The organism is Arthrobacter hankyongi (assembly GCF_022012395.1).
Classification (GTDB): Bacteria; Actinomycetota; Actinomycetes; order Actinomycetales; family Micrococcaceae; genus Crystallibacter; species Crystallibacter hankyongi.
This window is the reverse complement of the sequence record NZ_JAKLTQ010000003.1, coordinates 176528-194803: the sequence shown is the minus strand read 5'-3', so window position 1 is coordinate 194803 and position 18276 is coordinate 176528. Positions and strand designations below refer to the sequence as shown.

Annotated in this window: 14 protein-coding genes and 1 pseudogene; 4 read left to right on the top strand and 11 right to left on the bottom strand. The window is 69.8% G+C overall.

Annotated elements, in window-relative coordinates; translation table 11 throughout:
• Positions 1-2: 2 nt before the first annotated feature.
• Entirely contained in the window at positions 3-665 is a 663-nt protein-coding gene (locus tag LVY72_RS07150) for a TetR family transcriptional regulator (RefSeq protein ID WP_237819149.1), read from the bottom strand.
• Positions 666-802: 137 nt separating this feature from the next.
• On the opposite strand from LVY72_RS07150, the gene LVY72_RS07145 reads away from it, so the two are divergent.
• The gene (locus LVY72_RS07145) at positions 803-1264 is read left to right on the top strand and encodes a DUF3817 domain-containing protein (protein WP_237819147.1); all 462 of its coding nucleotides are present in this window, start codon (positions 803-805) and stop codon (positions 1262-1264) included.
• Between the two features lie 122 nt (positions 1265-1386).
• Here the strand turns inward: LVY72_RS07145 and mgrA are convergent, their stop codons facing one another.
• From mgrA to glmS, 9 genes are all read right to left on the bottom strand, one after another.
• Positions 1387-2427 (bottom strand): L-glyceraldehyde 3-phosphate reductase, encoded by a 1041-nt coding sequence (gene mgrA / locus LVY72_RS07140; RefSeq protein WP_237819145.1) that lies wholly within the window; start codon positions 2425-2427, stop codon positions 1387-1389.
• 30 nt (positions 2428-2457) lie between these two features.
• The gene (locus tag LVY72_RS07135; protein WP_237819143.1) at positions 2458-3921 is read right to left on the bottom strand and encodes an aldehyde dehydrogenase family protein; all 1464 of its coding nucleotides are present in this window, start codon (positions 3919-3921) and stop codon (positions 2458-2460) included.
• Positions 3922-3996: 75 nt separating this feature from the next.
• Entirely contained in the window at positions 3997-5550 is a 1554-nt protein-coding gene (locus tag LVY72_RS07130) for a bifunctional ADP-dependent NAD(P)H-hydrate dehydratase/NAD(P)H-hydrate epimerase (RefSeq protein WP_237819141.1), read from the bottom strand.
• Positions 5547-6716, bottom strand: a complete 1170-nt coding sequence (locus LVY72_RS07125) for a DUF6226 family protein (RefSeq protein WP_237819139.1) — start codon at positions 6714-6716, stop codon at positions 5547-5549. The genes LVY72_RS07130 and LVY72_RS07125 overlap by 4 nt, the downstream gene beginning before the upstream one ends.
• A 73-nt stretch (positions 6717-6789) precedes the next feature.
• Positions 6790-8547: a malto-oligosyltrehalose trehalohydrolase gene (treZ, locus tag LVY72_RS07120; protein WP_237819137.1), complete on the bottom strand. Its 1758-nt coding sequence runs from the start codon at positions 8545-8547 to the stop codon at positions 6790-6792.
• A complete protein-coding gene (treY, locus tag LVY72_RS07115) occupies positions 8544-10874 on the bottom strand; it encodes a malto-oligosyltrehalose synthase (protein ID WP_237819135.1) in 2331 nt (776 codons plus the stop codon). Before treY ends, treZ begins: the two co-directional genes overlap by 4 nt.
• The gene (glgX, locus tag LVY72_RS07110; protein ID WP_237819133.1) at positions 10871-13063 is read right to left on the bottom strand and encodes a glycogen debranching protein GlgX; all 2193 of its coding nucleotides are present in this window, start codon (positions 13061-13063) and stop codon (positions 10871-10873) included. The genes treY and glgX overlap by 4 nt, the downstream gene beginning before the upstream one ends.
• Before the next feature lie 53 nt (positions 13064-13116).
• Complete coding sequence (locus LVY72_RS07105) at positions 13117-13467, bottom strand: holo-ACP synthase (RefSeq protein ID WP_237819131.1); 351 nt, start codon at positions 13465-13467, stop codon at positions 13117-13119.
• A 29-nt stretch (positions 13468-13496) separates the two neighbouring features.
• Positions 13497-15386: a glutamine--fructose-6-phosphate transaminase (isomerizing) gene (gene glmS / locus LVY72_RS07100; protein ID WP_237819129.1), complete on the bottom strand. Its 1890-nt coding sequence runs from the start codon at positions 15384-15386 to the stop codon at positions 13497-13499.
• A gap of 130 nt (positions 15387-15516) precedes the next feature.
• On the opposite strand from glmS, the gene coaA reads away from it, so the two are divergent.
• The 3 genes and pseudogenes from coaA to mscL all read left to right on the top strand — a co-directional run bounded on the left by coaA (position 15517) and on the right by mscL (position 17748).
• Positions 15517-16479, top strand: a complete 963-nt coding sequence (gene coaA, locus LVY72_RS07095; protein ID WP_269092290.1) for a type I pantothenate kinase — start codon at positions 15517-15519, stop codon at positions 16477-16479.
• Positions 16479-17306, top strand: coding sequence for a M15 family metallopeptidase (locus LVY72_RS07090; protein ID WP_237819125.1), 828 nt, complete (start codon positions 16479-16481; stop codon positions 17304-17306). Before coaA ends, LVY72_RS07090 begins: the two co-directional genes overlap by 1 nt.
• A gap of 73 nt (positions 17307-17379) precedes the next feature.
• Positions 17380-17748: pseudogene (gene mscL / locus LVY72_RS07085) on the top strand (large conductance mechanosensitive channel protein MscL).
• Here mscL and LVY72_RS07080 read toward each other — a convergent pair.
• Positions 17745-18230: a universal stress protein gene (locus tag LVY72_RS07080; RefSeq protein WP_237819120.1), complete on the bottom strand. Its 486-nt coding sequence runs from the start codon at positions 18228-18230 to the stop codon at positions 17745-17747. The pseudogene mscL and the gene LVY72_RS07080 overlap by 4 nt on opposite strands.
• Positions 18231-18276: the final 46 nt, after the last annotated feature.

The following is an 18276-nucleotide window of genomic DNA, read 5'->3' as shown; positions in this document are numbered from 1 at the left end:
AGTCAGTTGTCCTTCGGGTGCGGGATGGATCCGTTGGTGTTGAAGCCGGCGCGCAGCAGGTCGAGGGAAGCCAGGAGCAGGTCGTGGAAGGCCTGCGGGTCGGCGGCCTGTCCGGGAGCGGTCTGCCCGGAAGCCTGCCGCATGGCGGCCTTGGCGCAGGCGATGATGGAGCCGGCGAGCGCATCGGTGAGCAGTTCGCTGCTGTCCGCGGGCAGACGGGGTTTCAGGCCTTCCTCAAGCTTTTGCTGGGCCTTGTCCCAGATCCACAGCTGCATCCGCTCCAGCTGTTCGTCGTCCGCGCTCATCGAATAGACCTCGCAGAGCAGCGCCATTTCCTCCTGGCCCACATCCCCCGTGATGGCGGCGAGCACCGCGTCCACGATCGGCTCGTCCGCGGGGCGCTCGTACAGCCGGGCGAAGGCGCGGTCCAGGAATTCCTCCACCGGCTGCGTCACGGCGGCCTCGATCGAGGGGAAGTAGTTGAAGAACGTGCGGCGGGAAATGCCTGCGGCTTCGGCCAGCGTGTCCACGGTGAAGCCGCCGGCGCCGTGTTCGCGGGCCAGCCGCAGGGCTGCTGCGGTAATCGCTTCGTGGGTGGCGCGGCGGTTCAGCTCGCGCCGGCTTTCGGGGGGCCCTGGGGGCGACGGCGTTGGTGGTTCCGGCATGTCCCCAGCCTAAGGCCAAACTTGCACAGGATGCAAAATTACACTGAATGCAACGATTTACGTTTCCCGCGCCTCACCGGGTAGCGTGGAAGGACTGCTTTTCCGGTTTTCCGGCGTTCCCCGATCCGAGGACCCCCATGTCTCCCCGCATCCTGTTCCGTGCCGTCGCACTGGCCGAGGCCGCCACCTGGACCTTGCTGCTGCTCGGCCTGGCCCTGAAGTACCTGACCCAGACCACCGAACTCGGTGTCCGCATCGGCGGCGGGCTGCACGGCTTCGTCTTCCTCTGCTACCTCTCAATCACCTGCTTCACCTGGGTCAACCAGAAATGGGGCGCCCGGACCGGCCTGCTGGCAGTGGTTTCGGCGGTCCTGCCCTACGCCACGATTCCGGTGGAGAAGTCCCTGGAGCGCCGGGGCCTGCTCGACGGCGGCTGGCGCCTGGCCGCGGGCGGCGAAACGCCGCGCGGGGCGCTCGAAAAGGCCCAGGCGTGGGTGCTCGGCAACCCCGTCCTCGCCGTCGTGCTGGCTGCTGCCGGGGTGGCGGCCGTGTTCGGCTTCCTGCTCTTCCTCGGTCCGCCGGATACCTGGCTGACCTAGCGATCGGCGGCTGCCCCTGTCCTTCGCACGCTCAGGACGGGGACCCCTGCCGCCTCCCTTGGGGCGCTCCCGCAGTATCGGCTGCGCCGCCACAGCGGGGCCCGCGCGCCCCACTCCGGCCCCTATTCCGGCGGCTGCCGCCACAGGTCGATGCCGGATTCCACCGCATACTCGTCGATCGCCTCGATCTCCGCCGGGCTGAACTCGAGCTTCCGCACCGCGGCGAGGTTCTGCTCCAGCTGGTGCACGCTGGAGGCGCCGACCAGCGCCGAGGTGACCGGCGTGCCGCGGAGCTGGGTGCGCAGGGTCCAGGCGATGGCCAGCTGGGCCAGCGACTGCCCGCGCGCGGCCGCCAGTTCCTTCAGCCCGCGGACCCGCTCCAGGTTCTGCTCCGAGAGCCATTGGGGGGCGAAGGACTTCTGCGCTGCGGCCCGCGAATCCTCCGGGATGCCGCCCAGGTAGCGGTCCGTGAGCAGGCCCTGGGCCAGCGGCGAGAAGGCGATCACGCCCATACCCTCCTCCCCGGCCACCTGAAGCAGGCTCGGGCTGCCCTCCTCCACCCAGCGGTTGAGCATGGAATAGGAGGGCTGGTGGATCAGCAGCGGCGTGCCCAGGCTGCGCATGATCCGCGCGGCCTCCCGGGTCTGGGCCGGGGTGTAGGAGGAGATGCCCGCATATAGTGCCCGGCCGGAGCGCACGGCCGTGTCCAGCGCCCCCATCGTCTCTTCCAGCGGCGTGTCCGGGTCCGGCCGGTGGCTGTAGAAGATGTCCACGTAGTCCAGCCCCAGCCGGGACAGCGACTGGTCCAGGCTGGCCAGCAGGTACTTGCGCGACCCCCAGTTCCCGTACGGGCCCGGCCACATGTCATAGCCGGCCTTCGAGGAGATGACCAGTTCATCCCGGTACGGCCGGAAGTCCTCGGCCAGGTGCCGGCCGAAATTGCGCTCGGCCGACCCATAGGGCGGTCCGTAGTTGTTGGCCAGGTCGAAATGCGTGACGCCCAGGTCGAAGGCGCGGCGCAATACGGCCCGCTGGATTTCGAACGGTTTGTCGTCACCGAAGTTGTGCCACAGTCCGAGCGAAACCAGCGGCAGCTGCAGGCCGCTGCGGCCCACGCGCCGGTAGGGCATCTGCTCGTAACGGTCCTCGGACGCCTGGTACATGCCGTGCCTTTCGGATTGCCGGGCTGGTGCCTAGAACGGGTACTGTGCGTGGCCCTGTTGCTGCACGGTGACCCAGCGCAGTTCGGTAAAGGAATTGATGCCGGCCTGGCCGCCGAACTTGCCGTAGCCGGATTCCTTGATCCCGCCGAACGGCGCCATCGGCTCATCCTGCACCGGCTGGTCATTGACGTGGGCGATGCCGGTGCGCAGCCGCCCGGCCACCTCGATGCCCTCGGCGAGGTTCTCCGTGATGACTCCGGCGGTCAGCCCGTAGCTGGTGTTGTTGGCCAGCTGCACTGCTTCCTCGGCCCCGGCCACCGGCAGCACGGTAGTGGCCGATCCGAAAATCTCCTCGCCGAAGACCCGCATGTCCTCGGTGATTCCGGTCAGCACCGTGGCGGGCACCAGCGCGTTCTGCAGCCGCTGGCCGCCGGTGGCAACGGTGGCTCCCTTGGCGACGGCGTCGTCGATCAGTCCGTACTGCCGGTCCGCGGCGCTTTGGCTCACCTGCGGTCCGATGAACGTGGCCGGGTCGGCCGGGTCGCCAGTGGGCAGCTTGGACACCTTGTCCGCAAAGCGGGCGGTGAATTCCTCGGCGATGGACTGGTCGACGAGCACGCGGTCCACGGACATGCAGATCTGGCCGGCATTCATGAACGATCCGAAGGTCGCCGCACTGGCCGCATACTCGATGTCGGCGTCCTTGAGCACCAGCAGGGAGTTCTTGCCGCCCAGTTCCAGGACGGCGGGCTTGAGATGCTGCGCGGCCAGCGTGCCAATAATCCGGCCAACCTTGGTGGAGCCGGTGAAGTTCACGCAGCGGACCCGGCTATCGGCAATCAGCGAACCGACGACGTCGTGCGCATCCTCGCGCGCGTTCGTCACCACGTTCAGTACGCCGTCGGGAATCCCCGCCTCCAGCAAGGCATCGGCGAGGAAGAGCCCGCAGGCCAGCGGCGCGTCCTCGCTGGGCTTCAGCACCACCGTGTTGCCCACCGCCAGCGGAATGGCGACGGCCCGGGTACCGAGGATGAACGGGGCGTTCCAGGGCGAGATCGCCGCCACCACGCCGAACGGCCGGCGCAGGCCGAGCGAATACTTCCCCGGCAGGTTCGTGGCGAGCACCTCGCCCTGCGGGGCCGTGGTGGCTGCCGCGGCAGAGCGCATGATGTCCGCCGCCAACTGGAGGTTGAACTCGGCCCACGGCCGCACGCCGCCGACCTCCTGCGCCATCAGGGCCGCGCCTTCGTCGGTCCTGGCCTCGAGGATCTCCGCCGCTTTGAGGAAAATCCGGGCGCGGGCCGAGGGCGGCGTGGCCGCCCAGGATTCCGACGCGGCAGCGGCCGCGTCCACGGCGCGGGTCACGTCCTCGGACCCGGCCGCCGCGACCGTGGCGTAGACGCCGCCGGTGTAGGGATTCAGGTCATCGGTGGTCTTGCCGGATGCGGCGGGAACATGCTCGCCGTTGATGATCAGGTCACGGGTGATGGCCATCGGTTTCCTCCGCTGTCCGCCGGTCAGATGCAACCCACAGTAGCCACGCCCTCCGACACTGGCCAGCCCGCTGATTCATCGGCCGGGGCGCTGCTCCGGCTCCCTGAGCAAGGCGCGCACCACCGCCGGGACCGCGTGGCCGATCGCTGCGGCCGACGTCGGCCCGCCGGCCGCGGCCGCGGTGCCGGCCAGCCCGTGCACCAGGGCGGCCAGCGCCGCTACCGCCGCGAAGTGGTCCGGCGCCGCGATTCCGGCCCGGTCCAGGTCCTGCGGACGCACCGTCGCGGCGAGGGCACCGAGGATCCCGGCCAGGGTATCCCCGCTGCCGGCGGTAGCCATCCAGGCCGTCGCGTTGTCCTGGCTGAACAGGGTGCCGGCGGGCGAGGCAACCACGGTGGCCGCACCCTTGAGCAGCACTGTGGCCCCGGTCAACCCGGCCGCCAGCCGGGCAAACTCGGCCGGCGAAGCCTCGACCTGTTCCCGGTCTACCGACACACCCTGGCCGGCCAGCACCCGGACCAACTCCCCCGCGTGCGGGGTCAGGATGACGTGGGGCCCGAGTTCGGCCGGCAGCAGGTCCAGCGCGCCGGCATCGGCGACCACCGGCAGGCCCGAAGCCAAGGCCTCCCGGGCCCGCTGCGCCTGCTCCGGGTCCGCGACGGCGCCGGGGCCGACCAGCCAGGCCTGGGAGCGGTTCTCGGCAATGGTTCCGCTGCCGCAGACCACCTCCGGGGCGAGCAGGTTCAGCTGCCCGCAGATTTCGCCCGGACCGAGGTAGCGGACCATGCCGACGCCGGTAGCCACGGCGGCGCGGGCGGCCAGCAGGGCGGCACCGTGGTAGCTGGCCGAGCCGGCGGCGATGCCCAGCACGCCGCGGGTGTATTTGTGGTCGCTGCGGCCGGGCACCGGCCACAGCGCGGGCACGTCCCCGGGGTCCAGCCGCCGCAGGGCTGGCTCCGGCAGGTGCGGCCCGAGCCCGATGTCCACCGTCCAAACCCGGCCGGCGGCGCCGGCGCCGGGATCGGTGAGCAGGCCCAGCTTGGCGCCGCCGAAGGTCACGGTCAGGTCGGCGCGCAGCACCGGCTGGTGCAGCTGTCCGGTGTCCGCGTCCACCCCGGAGGGCAGGTCGCAGGCGACCACCAGCGGGCCGGTGCCGTTCGTTGGGCGGGAGATCCGCTCCTGCAGCGCGGCCACCAGGCCGGCGGCAGCGCCGCGCAGGCCCCCGGACGCCCCGGTGCCCAGGATGCCGTCCACCAGGACATCGGCGGCGGCCAGCTCCCCCGCCAGGGCCGGCCCTGCCTGTCCGGCCTGGACCACGGTGCCGCCGGCGCGCCGGAAGGCGGCCAGCGCCTCGGTGTGCCAGCGCGCGGAGGTGAGCACCGCCGTCGCCTGCGCCCCACGGCGGGCCAGGAATGCCCCGGCGTACAGGGCGTCCCCGCCGTTGTTGCCGCTGCCGGCCAGCACCGCCACCGTGCTGCCGTAGACCTGGCCGCGGCGCCGGAGCAGCCCGCGGACGATGGCGTTGGCCAGCCCGTGCGCGGCCCGCTGCATCAGTTCGGGGCCCTGCCCGTTGGCCAGCAGCGGCGCTTCGGCGGAACGGATCTGGTTCCCGGTCCAAGCCTTGATCATGACGTCCTCCCGATTGGGCGCAGCGGCCAGGGCTGCCAGCGGCCGCCGAACTCCTGCAGCCGGACCTCGGCGTCCCGGAGCCGGTCGGGGCCGAGGTTCGGCGAGGGTCCACCGCTGCCGCTTTCGGCGCCGGAGCCGTCCACCGCCGTCAGCGCGTATTCGGCCCAGCGTCGGCGGCCGGCCGGATACCGTTCGGCGTAGCCGCCTGCCGCCACGGCGAAGACGAGCCGCTCCAGCTGGTCTGCTGCCGATTCCGCTGTCTCGTCGCAGGCATCGCAGCCGCAGGCCGGGAACGGGAAGTCGTGCAGCAGGCCGGCCTGGATCAGGACGCCTGGGTAGGCGGTGAACACGAAGGTCAGCGGTGCGGCATCGGTGGCGCGCGGTGCCACCCGGACCGCTTCGATCACCTCGATCCGGCCCCTCAGCTCCGCGGCGGCACCGGCGGTGGCGTCGGCGGCCTCGGCGTCATAGGTCCGGACCAAATGGTCGATCAGGGCCCGGGCCACGGCGTGCAGGCCGGCAAAGCGCTCCGGGTGGCTGTCCACGCTGTAGGTCTCCTCCGGCGGGCCGCCGCCGCCCCACCGGCTGCCGTACGGAACCAGGTTGCCGCCCTCGTCCCGGCACTCGGTGCGGGGCAGGTCGGGGCGGACGTAGCCGGGCCGGTCCACCGGCAGGGGCACGGGCCGGGGCTCGAGGGCCGGCAGGTCCTCCTCTCCCTGCTCCCAGTCCCGCAGCCACGCGAGGAAGCCCTGCACGGCGTCGTCGCCGGCCTCGCCGAGACGCGCGGGCAGGATGCCGGGAGTGAATCCCCCGCCCCAGGCATCCACCGTCGGCGGACTGTCCCCGGACGTCTGCCAGCGGGCGTCCGGGCGCAGCGCGGCGATGGCATTGCCGGTGAATACTCCGGCCGCGTCCCGGAGCCGGAGTTCGGACAGGATATCCGGCGCAGAGGCGCGGAGGAACGCGATCAGCTGGACCGGGTCCGCGGCCAGTTCCCGGGCACTCACGCCCTGAGCGGCGCAGAACGCGAGGAACGGTGCATACCCGCGCACGTGCCGCACCGGCCGAGAGGCTTCTGTTTCGGGCACGTAGAGCGCCGACCGGGACGGGATCGGCTCGGGCAGGCCGACGGCCGGGCCCTCGAACAGGTCTTCCGCTGGCTCCATGCCACGATCCTAGAGGAACCGCTCCCGGGCGGCAGCCACACGATGCCGGACCGGCGCCTCTGCCAGCCAGTTCCTACTGGCGGCGGAGGATGGCTGCCGAGCCGGCCGGAAGGTGCACCCCGCCGTCCTTCAACTGGATCCCGTCGTCGGTGGCCAGCAGCAGTTCGCCGATCCCGGGTCCCAGATCCTGGGCCGCGGTGCAGAAATTGACCGCCACGGTGACGGTCCCGCGGTGCAGGGCCAGCCAGCGTGCGTCTTCGTCGAAGTCCACGGTGGCCGCGCCGAAATCCGGATTCCTCAGGTCCGGGATCTTTTTGCGCAGCGCAATCAGCTCGCGGTACAGCGCCAGCAGCCGCGCGTGATCCCCTTTGCCGGCCTCGGACCAGTCCAGTTTGGAGCGGGTGAAGGTGGCCGGGTCCTGCGGATCCGGCACCACGGACGGGTCCCAGCCCATCCGGGTGAACTCGCGCAGCCGGCCCTTCGCGGTGGCCTCCCCCAGCTCCGGTTCCGGATGCGAGGTGAAGAACTGCCAGGGTGTGGAGGCACCGAATTCCTCGCCCATGAACAGCATCGGAGTGAACGGCGAGGCCAGGTTCAGCACCGCCGCCATCGCCAGCGGTCCATAGCCCAGCGTGGCGGAGAGCCGGTCTCCGGCCGCACGGTTGCCGATCTGGTCATGGTTCTGGGTGCACACCACCAACTGGTGGGCGTTGACCCGGGCCTTGTCGATGGGCCGGCCGTGGTGCCGCCCGCGGAAGGAGGAGTAGCTGCCGTCGTGGAAGAACCCGCCGGTCAGGACCTTGGCCAGCGCCCCGAGCGAGTCAAAATCAGCGTAGTAGCCGGACGTCTCCCCGGTCAGGTTCACATGGACCGCATGGTGGAAGTCGTCGCTCCACTGGCCGGCCAGCCCGTAGCCGTTGACCGTGCGGGATTCGAGCAGCCGCGGGTTGTTCAGGTCCGATTCGGCGACCAGGAACAGCGGCTTGCCCAGTTCGGCGGCGCAGGCGTCCGTGGCCGTGGCCAGTTCCTCGAGCAGGTGCACGGCGCGTTCGTCGCGGAACGCGTGCACGGCGTCCAGCCGCAGTCCGTCCACGTGGTAGTCGCGGAACCACATCAGGGCGTTGTCCACGATGTACTGCCGGACCTGGTCCGAGCACGGTCCGTCCAGGTTCACGCTGTCTCCCCAGGTGTTCGCGTCCCCGGGCTTCAGGTAGGGGCCGAACTGCGGCAGGTAGTTGCCGCTGGGGCCGAGGTGGTTGTACACCACGTCCTGGATGACGCCGAGCCCGTGCCGATGGGCGGTATCGACGAAGCGCTGATAGGCCGCCGGCCCGCCGTACTGCTCCTGCACCGCATACCAGAGCACACCGTCGTAGCCCCAGTTGTGGGTGCCGTTGAAGGCGTTGACCGGCAGCAGCTCGACGAAGTCCACGCCCAGTCCGGCCAGGTACTCCAGCTTGCCGGCCGCGGCGTCCAAGGTTCCCTCGGGCGTGAAGGTGCCCACGTGCAGTTCGTAAATGGCCCCGCCGTTCAGCCCCGGCGAGCGCCAGCTGCCGTCCTGCCAGCGGTGGGCGGAGGGATTGAAGGTGCGCGAGAGCCGGTGCACGCCGGACGGCTGGCGCCGTGAGCGCGGGTCCGGCAGCGGCGCACCGCCGTCGACGCTGTACCCGTAGTCCAGCTCGCCGGCCGGCAGCTGCGCGGCAGCCGGCAGCCGCCACCAGCCCTGGTCCGCCCGCCCCAGCGGCACCGGGCGGGCGTCCGGCCCGGCCACCAGGTCCACCCGTCCGGCTTCCGGCGCCCAGACGGCAAAATCCCTGGCCTCCGCGCTCATGCATCCTCCCGGGCCAGCAGCGCCACCGGCAGCTGCGCGAATACCTCGGACACCGCCAGCGTGCCGCCGGCGAAGGCGCGTGAGGTCAGTTCATCCCGCCAGCGGCCCGGCGGCAGGACGACGGCGGTGTCCCGCCAGCCGCCGTCGCGCGCCAAACGCAGCGGCAACCGGGTGGCCAGGGCCACCGCGCCGCCGCGGTCGAATCCAAAGACGTGGTCCGCCGCCGGTCCGCTGGCCGCCACCGCCTCGTAGCCGGTAAAGAGTCCGGGGCGGTCCCGCCGCAGCCGCAGGGTGCGGGAGACCACCAGCAGCTTGGCCGCGGCGCCGGCGTCGATGCCGGGCACCGGGCCGGTGCCGGCATCCAGCTGCGCCAGCACCTGGCTGCGGGCATCGAAATCCACCGGCCGGCGGTTGTCCGGGTCCACCAGCGAGTGGTCCCAGAATTCGGTGCCCTGATAGACATCCGGCACACCGGGCATGGCCAGCTGTACCAGCTTGGCCGCGAGCGAGTTCGTCCAGCCTGCCTGCCGCAGCCGCCCGGCCAGCTCCTCGAGGACCGCGGCAACCCCGGTGTCGCCGAAGGCGGCCTCGACCGCGGCCGCCAGCTTCTTTTCGAAGTCCTCATCCGGCTCGGTCCAGCGGGTCACATCGCCGGCCTCGCGGGCGGCCTTCAGCGCATAGGCATGGGCGCGTTCCGGATCCAGCGGCCAGGCACCGAGCAAGGCCTGCCACAACAGGTCGGCGAAGGGCCGGTGCCCCAGCGGCGCGGCGTTGTCGAGCCGCTGCAGGTGCTGAAGCCACAGCTGCGGTTCTTCGGACAACGTGCTGATCCGCGCCCGGGTGTCCTCGCTGCGTTTGGTGTCGTGGGTGGTCAAGGCGGTCATCGCCAGCGGCTGGTCCTGCTGGCGCCGGATCAGCGCGGCGTGCAGGCCGAACGGGTCCAGTGCGTCCACGGACGGGTCCGCCCCAACTTCGTTGAGCGAGGTCAGGCGCGTATAGCGGTAGAACGCGGTGTCCTCCACGCCCTTGGCCATCACCATGCCGGAGGTCTGCTGGAAACGCACCGCCAGTTCGGTCAGCGTGGCGCCCGGGTCCAGCAGCGGCAGCAGCGCCGCGAGCGCCGGCGCCAGGTCCGGCCGGTGGATGCGCGCGGCCACGGCGGCCTCGGCCAGGTAGCCTGCGCCGTCGTCGGGCAGGTAGCTGCGGTAGACCGGGAAGCAGGCCAGCAGCTCGGCGAGGGCGTCCGCGGCCAGCTCCGGGGCCAGTCCGGCCGAGGCGGGGACTAGCCGCACCAGCCGCTGCACCTCCGAATGCAGCAATCCGTCCGCGATGGCGCGCTTGGTGCCGTGGATCATCCGGGGCCAGGGCACCGGCTGCGCCGCGGCGGTCAGTTCGCGGCAGCCGTCCGGATCGGTGAACAGCCGGTCCACCTCGGCGAGCGCGTCATAGCCGGTGGTGCCCTGGCAGCGCCAGCGCCCGGGCAACTGCTCCCCCGGCTCCAGGATCTTCTCCACCAGCACGTAGGCCCCGCCGGTGAGCCCGTGCAGCCGGTCGAGGTAGCCTGCGGGATCCGCCAGGCCGTCCGGATGGTCGATCCGCAGCCCGTCCACCAGCCCTTCGGCGAACCAGCGCCGGATCTCGGCATGGGATTCCTCGAACACCCACGGGACTTCCACACGGACGCCGGCCAGCGAATTGACGCCGAAGAAGCGTCGGTAGTTCAGTTCGGCGTCGGCCCGGCGCCAGCTGACCAGTTCGTAATGCTGCCGGTCGTGCACCTGGCGGGCGGTGGCGCCGTCGCCGGCGGTGCCTTCGGCCACCGGGAAGCGGTGGTCGTAGTAGCGCAGTTCGACGCCGGCACTGCCCGGGCCGGTGCCGCGCACCAGTTCCAGCCGGTCCAGCTCGTCCGGGCCATCCCCCAGCACCGGCAGGCGGATCCGGCCGCCGGCCGCAGCCCAGTCCACGTCGAAGGCCTCGGCGTAGCGGCTGCCGCGGCCCTCGGCCAGCAGGGACCACCACCACCTGTTGTTCGCCGGCGTGGCCACGCCCATGTGGTTGGGCACAATGTCCACCAGCACGCCCAGGCCGGCGGCATGGGCCGCGTCGGACAGCGCCTGCAGTCCGGCCGCGCCGCCGCGGGCCGGATCCACCGCGGAGAAGTCCGTGACGTCATAGCCGTGGTCCGAGCCGGGCTCGGCCGTGAGGATCGGCGACAGGTAGACCCAGTCCACGCCCAGCCGGCGCAGATACGGCACCAGCGAGGCCGCGGCGTACAGATCGAAGCCGGGGCGGATCTGCAGCCGGTAGGTGGAAACCGGGGCCCTCACTGGGCAGACTTCGGGCTCGCCGTCTTGGACCCGGCCAGCGCCGCCAGGGAGGCAGCCACCGAGTGGTCCGGTTCCACATCGGGTTCCTGGTGGGAGCGGAGCACCACCATGGATTTGGCCTGCAGGGTGATTTTCCGGCCCGCCCGCAGCGCCGTCGACTCGGCATGCTCGCCGGCGGTATCGATCACCGCATCCCAGTGCTGGGCGTATTCCTTGGACGGCAGCACAAAGACCACCTCGTCGTCATGGGCATTGAAATAGGCCAGGAAATTCACGTCGGTGATCCGCTCGCCGCGCTCGTCCAGTCCCCTGATGCCCTGGCCGTTGAGGAAGACGCCGATGCAGCGGCCAAACCCGGAATCCCAGTCCTCGGGCTGCATGGGCAGCCCGTCGGTGCCCAGCCAGTCGATGTCCGGCAGGGCCTCGCCCTGACCCCGGCGCACCGGCCGGCCGTCGAAGAAGCGGCGGCGGCGGAAGGTGGGATGCTCGGCACGGAGCCGGTTCACCGCGGCTACGAACTCCAGCAGCGGCTGGTCCACCGCGTCCCAGTGGATCCAGGACAGTTCCGAGTCCTGGCAGTAGGTGTTGTTGTTGCCGTCCTGGGTCCGGCCGAGCTCGTCCCCGTGGGAGATCATCGGCACGCCCTGGGAGAGCAGCAGCGTGGCGAGGAAGTTGCGCTGCTGCCGGGCCCGCAATCCCAGCACCTTCGGATCCTCGGTGGGGCCCTCGGCGCCGCAGTTCCAGGAGCGGTTGTGGGACTCGCCGTCGCGGTTGTTCTCGCCGTTGGCCTCGTTGTGCTTCTCGTTATAGGAGACCAGGTCCCGCAGCGTGAAACCGTCATGGGCGGTGACGAAGTTGATCGAGGCGAAGGGACGGCGGCCGGTGTCCTCGTACAGGTCCGCCGAGCCGGTGATCCGGGAGGCGAACTCCCCCAGCGTCGCCGGCTCGCCGCGCCAGAAATCGCGCACCGTATCCCGGAACTTGCCGTTCCATTCCGTCCACAGCGGCGGGAAGTTGCCCACCTGGTATCCGCCGGGGCCCACGTCCCAGGGTTCGGCGATGAGCTTGCACTGGGACACCACCGGATCCTGCTGCACCATTTCAAAGAAGGACGAGAGGCGGTCCACGTCGTAGAACTCGCGGGCCAGCGTGCTGGCCAGATCGAACCGGAACCCATCCACATGCATCTCGGTGGCCCAGTAGCGCAGCGAGTCCATCAGCAGCTGCAGCGAATGCGGACTGCGCACGTTCAGCGAATTGCCGGTGCCGGTGTAGTCCATGTAGTAGCGCTTGTCGTCCTCGACCAGCCGGTAGTAGGAGGCGTTGTCGATGCCGCGGAAGGACAGCGTGGGACCGAGGTGGTTGCCCTCGGCGGTGTGGTTGTACACCACGTCCAGGATCACTTCGATGCCGGCCAGATGCAGGGTGCGCACCATGGCCTTGAACTCCTGGACCTGCTGGCCGGTGTCCCCGGTGGAGCTGTAGGTGTTCTGCGGGGCAAAGAAACCGATGGTGTTGTAACCCCAGTAGTTGGACAGTCCCTTGTCCTGCAGCGTGCTGTCATTGACGAACTGGTGCACCGGCATCAGCTCGAGGGCCGTGATGCCCAGCTTCTGCAGGTGCGCCACCACGGACGGGTGCGCCACGCCGGCGTAGGTTCCGCGCTGTTCCTCGGGCACGTCCGGATGCAGTTCGGTCAGGCCCTTGACGTGGGCTTCGTAGATGACCGAACGGTGGTAGGGCGTGCGTGGCTTGCGGTCCCCGGCCCAGTCGAAGAACGGGTTGACCACGACGCCGAGCATCATGTGCGCGGCGGAGTCCTCGTCATTGCGCGAGTCCTCGTCGCCGAAGTTGTAGCCAAACAGGGACTGGTCCCAGTCCATCTCCCCGTGGACGGCCTTGGCATAGGGATCCAGCAGCAGCTTGTTCGGGTTGCAGCGCAGCCCCTGCTCCGGGTCATAGGGGCCGTGTACGCGGAAACCGTACTTCTGCCCGGGGATGATCTGGGGCAGGTAGCAGTGCCAGACGTAGCCGTCGACCTCCCGCATCCTGACCCGGGTCTCATTGCCTTCGTCGTCGAACAGGCACAGCACCACACTCTCGGCCACGTTGCTGTACAGGGTGAAGTTGGTGCCGTTGCCGTCGTAGGTGGCGCCCAAAGGGTACGGTTGCCCGGGCCAAACTTCCATGCTGCACTCCCAAAATCCGCCAATAAGGTCTGTAACCTTACTACCCTATGGGGCTACCGTTCGGCCACCACCATCGCCGTGGCCAGATCTCCGTCATGGCTCATGGAAAGGTGCCAGATGAGCGCTCCCCGGGCCTCGGCCGCGGCGGCAACGGTGCCGGTGAGCTCCGGGTAAGGATCCCCGGCATCGTCCACGCAGATCGTGCAGTCCTGCCAGTTCATCCCCACCGGTGCGCCCAGCGCCTTGGCGATAGCCTCCTTAGCGGCAAAGCGCGCAGCCAGCGACCGGGTGTTCAGCTCCCGTTCGGCAGGGGTGAACAGCCGGTCCCGCAGCCCGGGAGTGCGCTCCAACTGGCGCCGGAAGCGCGGCACGTCCACCACGTCCACGCCGATGCCTACGATCACGGCGGTTCCTTTCGGCTGCGGGCCGATGCCTACTCGACCGTGACGGACTTGGCCAGGTTCCGCGGCTGGTCCACGTCGTAGCCCTTGGCCGTGGCCAGCTCGCAGGCAAAGACCTGCAGCGGCACGGTGGCCAGCAGCGGCGCCAGCAGCGTGGGCGTCTCCGGGATGTAGAACACATGCTCGGCATAGGCCTGCACCGCGGTGTCGCCTTCCTCGGCAATGACGATGGTCTTCGCGCCGCGGGCCCGGATCTCCTGGATGTTCGACACCACCTTCGCATGCAGCGAATTGCGGCCGCGCGGGGACGGGACGATGACGAAGACCGGCTGGCCCTCCTCGATCAGGGCGATCGGCCCGTGCTTGAGCTCGCCGGCGGCAAAACCCTCGGCGTGGATGTACGCCAGCTCCTTGAGCTTGAGCGCGCCTTCCATCGCGACCGGGAAGCCGACGTGGCGGCCCAGGAACAGCACCGAGCGGGTATCGGCCATGGTGCGGGCCAGCTTCTTGACCTGGTCCGAATCGTCGAGCACCGTCTGGATCTTCGCCGGCACCTTGGCCAGGTCCGCCAGAATGTCCCGGATCTGCCCGGTGAACAGGTTGCCGCGCAGCTGCCCGAGGTACAGGCCCAGCAGGTAGGCCGCGGTGATCTGGGCCAGGAAGGCCTTGGTGGAGGCAACAGCGATTTCCGGACCGGCGTGCGTGTAGAGCACGGCGTCGGCCTCGCGCGGGATGGTGGAGCCGTTGGTGTTGCAGATGGCCAGCACCTTGGCGCCCTGTTCCTGGGCGTAGCGCGCGGCCATCAGGGTGTCCATGGTCTCGCCGGACTGGGAGATGGCCACCACCAGGGTATTGGCGTTCACGATCGGATCCCGGTAGCGGAACTCGTGGGACAGTTCCACCTCCACCGGGATACGGCACCAGTGCTCGATGGCGTACTTGGCCACCTGGCCGGCGTACGCGGAGGTGCCGCAGGCCAGCACGATGATCTTGTCCACTGCCTTCAGCTGGGACGGGTCGATGCGTAGTTCGTCCAGCTGCAGCTTCCCGTCCAGGCCGGCGCGGCCGAGCAGGGTCTGGGCCACGGCCTCGGGCTGGTCGTTGATCTCCTTCTCCATGAAGGAGGCGAACCCGCCCTTTTCCGCGGCGGCGGCATCCCAGTCAACCTGGAATTCACGGCCCTGCGCGGGCTTGCCGTTGAAGTCGGTGACCTCGAAGCTGTCCGGGGTGATGGTGACGATCTGGTCCTGGCCCAGCTCCACCGCCCGCCGGGTGAAGTCGATGAAGCCGGAAACGTCCGAGCCGAGGAAGTTTTCGCCGTCGCCCAGGCCGACCACAAGCGGGGAGTTGCGCCGTGCGGCGACCACGGTGTCCGGCTGGTCCCGGTGGATGGCCAGCAGGGTGAAGGCGCCCTCCAGCCGCTGGCAGGCCAGCTGCATCGCCCGAGTGAGGTCACCGCCGGCCTCGCCGCGGAACAATTCGCCGATCAGCGCGGCGGCGACCTCGGTATCCGTCTCGGACACGAACTCAACGCCCTGGGCGGACAGGGTGCGCTTGAGCTCGGCAAAGTTTTCGATGATGCCATTGTGGATGACGGCGAGCTTGCCACCGTCGGCCAGGTGCGGGTGGGCGTTGCGGTCCGTCGGTCCGCCGTGGGTGGCCCAGCGGGTGTGTCCGATGCCGGTGAGGGACTCGGGCAACGGATTAGCCTGCAGTTCGTCGAGCAGGTTCGTCAGCTTGCCGGACTTCTTCCGGCTTTCGATCCCGTTGCCGGTGATGACGGCGACGCCGGCGGAGTCATAACCCCGGTACTCGAGGCGGCGCAGCCCCTCCAACACCACATCCAGGGCACCATGCCCCTCGGGACCTGCCAGAGTGCCTGCCGAGCCGCCGCGGCCCACATAACCTACGATTCCACACATGCGATCAAGGGTACCTGTCCCCGCCGGGTGCGCCGCGCAGGACGCGTCCGGAGGCATATACCAGCCCCGTGCCGTCATTTTGGGGAATGGCAGCCCGAACAGGCACAATTCTAAAGTGAGTGAACCGACACTGAAGACGTCGGCGTCCACGGGTGAGAGTAACTTCACACCCTTCGTGGAGCTGGACCGCCAGACCTGGTCCCGCCTTTCCCATGAGCTGGAGCAGCCGCTGGACGAGGAGGACCTCGAACGGCTGCGCGGCCTGGGCGAGCAGCTGGACCTGAACGAGGTCCGCGAGGTGTACCTGCCGCTCTCCCGCCTGCTCAACCTCTATGTGGCCGGTGCCGGCGAACTGCACCAGGCCACCACCACCTTCCTCGGCGAACAGTTCCGCCGCACCCCGTTCGTGATCGGCGTGGCCGGTTCGGTGGCGGTGGGAAAGTCCACCACCGCGCGCGTGCTGCAGGAGATGCTGCGGCGCTGGCCCGGGACCCCGAACGTGGAACTGGTGACCACCGACGGCTTCCTCTATCCCAATGCCGAGCTGATCCGCCGCGGCCTGATGGAACGCAAGGGCTTCCCGGAGTCCTACAACCGCCGGGCCCTGCTGCGCTTTGTCAGCGAGGTGAAGTCCGGCGCCGAGGAAGTCCGCGCCCCCTGGTACTCGCACCTGACCTACGACATCGTGCCGGACCGCGAAGTGGTGGTCCGCCGTCCGGATGTGCTGATCGTGGAGGGCCTGAACGTGCTGCAGGCGGCCCGTCCGCAGCTGGACGGGCGGTCCTCGCTGGCGGTCAGCGATTTCTTCGACTTCTCTGTCTACGTGGATGCCAAGACCTCTTATATAGAGGAGTGGTACGTCCGCCGGTTCCAGAAGCTGCGCTCGTCCGCGTTCGCCGACCCCGAATCCTACTTCCACCGGTATGCGTCCCTGACCGACGACGAGGCACGGACCACGGCCCTGGATATCTGGAAGCGGATCAATGAACCGAACCTGCGGGAGAATGTGCTGCCCACCCGGGGCAGGGCCCAGCTGGTGCTGACCAAGGATGCAGACCATTCGATCCGCCGGATGCTGCTGCGGAAGACCTGATGATGAGATTTCCCCGTTCCCTCCGGTCCGCCGGCCTTGCCGCCGGCCTCATGCTGCTGTTGCCGGCCTGCACACCTGCCGCACCGCCGGCGGCGGAACCGAGCGCCGGTTCCGCTACGTTTTCCTCTCCCACGACGACGGCGGGGGCCACCGCGGGTGCTTCGCCGACGGCGGTGGCACCCACCGGGACGGCACCGCCAACCAAGAGCGCCCCGCCGCCGACCGCCGGCGGACACGATGACCCGGCGCAGTTCGACGTCGTCGTCAACAAGACGCGGCCGCTGATGCCGCTGGATTACGCTCCGGCGGACCTGCGGGCGCCGCAAGTACCGCTCGGGCCGGGCGGGGACACAGCCCAGGTCCGCGCAGCCGTGGCCAACGCCGTCGAGCAGCTCTTCGCGGCGGCCGCGGCGGACGGCGTCCCGCTGACCCTGCTCAGCGGCTTCCGCTCCTACCAGACACAGGTGTCCACCTACCAGCACTGGGTCGAGGTCAACGGCAAGGCCGAGGCGGACAAGATTTCCGCCCGGCCCGGCTATTCCGAACACCAGACGGGCCTGGTAGTGGATATCGGCGATCCGTCAGGCAGCTGCAACCTGAGCGCCTGCTTCGCCGACACCGCGGCGGGACGCTGGGCGGCGGCCAATGCCTCCCGGTTCGGCTTCATCGTGCGCTACCAACCGGGCCAGGAGGATGTCACCGGCTACTCGCCCGAGGCCTGGCACCTGCGCTATGTCGGCAAAAAGGTCGCCGCGGACATGGCCGCGCAGGGCATGAAGTCGCTGGAGACCTATTTCGGCCTGCCTGCCGCGCCCGGCTACCGCTGACGGCCGCGGGCATTGCCGGTCCCGGCGGGCGGGATCAGCGTCCAACGGGCTGCATGGCTTCAAGGAATTCATCATGTAAGGCAATGTCGTCGACTTTGCCGTCGCTGTGGTCATCGGCGCCGCGTTCAGCGCCGTGATCAACTCCCTGGTCGGGAACATCATCATGCCGCGGATTGCCGCCCTGGTCGGATCGCCCAACTTCGACAGCTTCGGAGTGGTGACGATCAACGGCAACGACATCAAGTTCGGTGCCTTCCTGACCGTCCTGGTCAACTTCCTGCTGGTGGCCGCGGCGATCTACTTCCTGGTGGTCGCGCCGATGAACCATGCCATCGAACGGCGCGACCGGCGGCTGGGCATCGCCCCGGCCGAGGACGCGATGGATCCCCAGATCGCGCTGCTGACCGATATCCGGGACGCCTTGCGCAGCCACGCGCCCTAGGGAACCAGCAGGACCGGCCGGTCCTGGCGGTGTGCGAGGCGGCCGGCCACCGAGCCGGTGATCAACTCCTCCAAGTGGTGTCCCGGGCCCGGCTGACGCGTGCCCAGCACAATCAGCGAGGCGTCCAGTTCCTCGGCGGTCCGGTGCAGGGCCTGCGCCGGTTCGCCCCAGAGGCGGCGGAATTCCCATTCCACCGGCGCCTGCTCCAGCTCTCCGCGCAGAAGCGCGGCAAGCTCCGCGGCCTCGGCCGCACTGCCGGCGTCGTCGCCGTCCGGATCGATCGGCGCCAGACGCACGGCCCCGGCGTCGTCGAACACCGGGAAGACGGAGGGATCGGCGTAGGCGCACACCAGCGGGACGTGCAGGACGGCCGCCAGCTCCGCGGCACAGGCCCGGACCCGGGGTGCCTGCCGCGGCAGGACACCGGCCAGGACCGGACCGCCGAAGCGATGCCCGGGGCCCCTGCCTGCTGCGGTCATCATGGCCCCCTCCTGCTGAAGCTCTCCCTCCCACAGTAAGCGAAGTCAC

Bases quoted from the DNA above. Each gene is read 5' to 3' on its own strand.
- LVY72_RS07150 (WP_237819149.1), bottom strand. From the start codon at position 665: ATGCCGGAACCACCAACGCCGTCGCCCCCAGGGCCCCCCGAAAGCCGG.
- LVY72_RS07145 (WP_237819147.1), top strand. From the start codon at position 803: ATGTCTCCCCGCATCCTGTTCCGTGCCGTCGCACTGGCCGAGGCCGCC.
- mgrA (WP_237819145.1), bottom strand. From the start codon at position 2,427: ATGTACCAGGCGTCCGAGGACCGTTACGAGCAGATGCCCTACCGGCGC.
- LVY72_RS07135 (WP_237819143.1), bottom strand. From the start codon at position 3,921: ATGGCCATCACCCGTGACCTGATCATCAACGGCGAGCATGTTCCCGCC.
- LVY72_RS07130 (WP_237819141.1), bottom strand. From the start codon at position 5,550: ATGATCAAGGCTTGGACCGGGAACCAGATCCGTTCCGCCGAAGCGCCG.
- LVY72_RS07125 (WP_237819139.1), bottom strand. From the start codon at position 6,716: ATGGAGCCAGCGGAAGACCTGTTCGAGGGCCCGGCCGTCGGCCTGCCC.
- treZ (WP_237819137.1), bottom strand. From the start codon at position 8,547: ATGAGCGCGGAGGCCAGGGATTTTGCCGTCTGGGCGCCGGAAGCCGGA.
- glgX (WP_237819133.1), bottom strand. From the start codon at position 13,063: ATGGAAGTTTGGCCCGGGCAACCGTACCCTTTGGGCGCCACCTACGAC.
- glmS (WP_237819129.1), bottom strand. From the start codon at position 15,386: ATGTGTGGAATCGTAGGTTATGTGGGCCGCGGCGGCTCGGCAGGCACT.
- LVY72_RS07090 (WP_237819125.1), top strand. From the start codon at position 16,479: ATGATGAGATTTCCCCGTTCCCTCCGGTCCGCCGGCCTTGCCGCCGGC.
- LVY72_RS07080 (WP_237819120.1), bottom strand. From the start codon at position 18,230: ATGATGACCGCAGCAGGCAGGGGCCCCGGGCATCGCTTCGGCGGTCCG.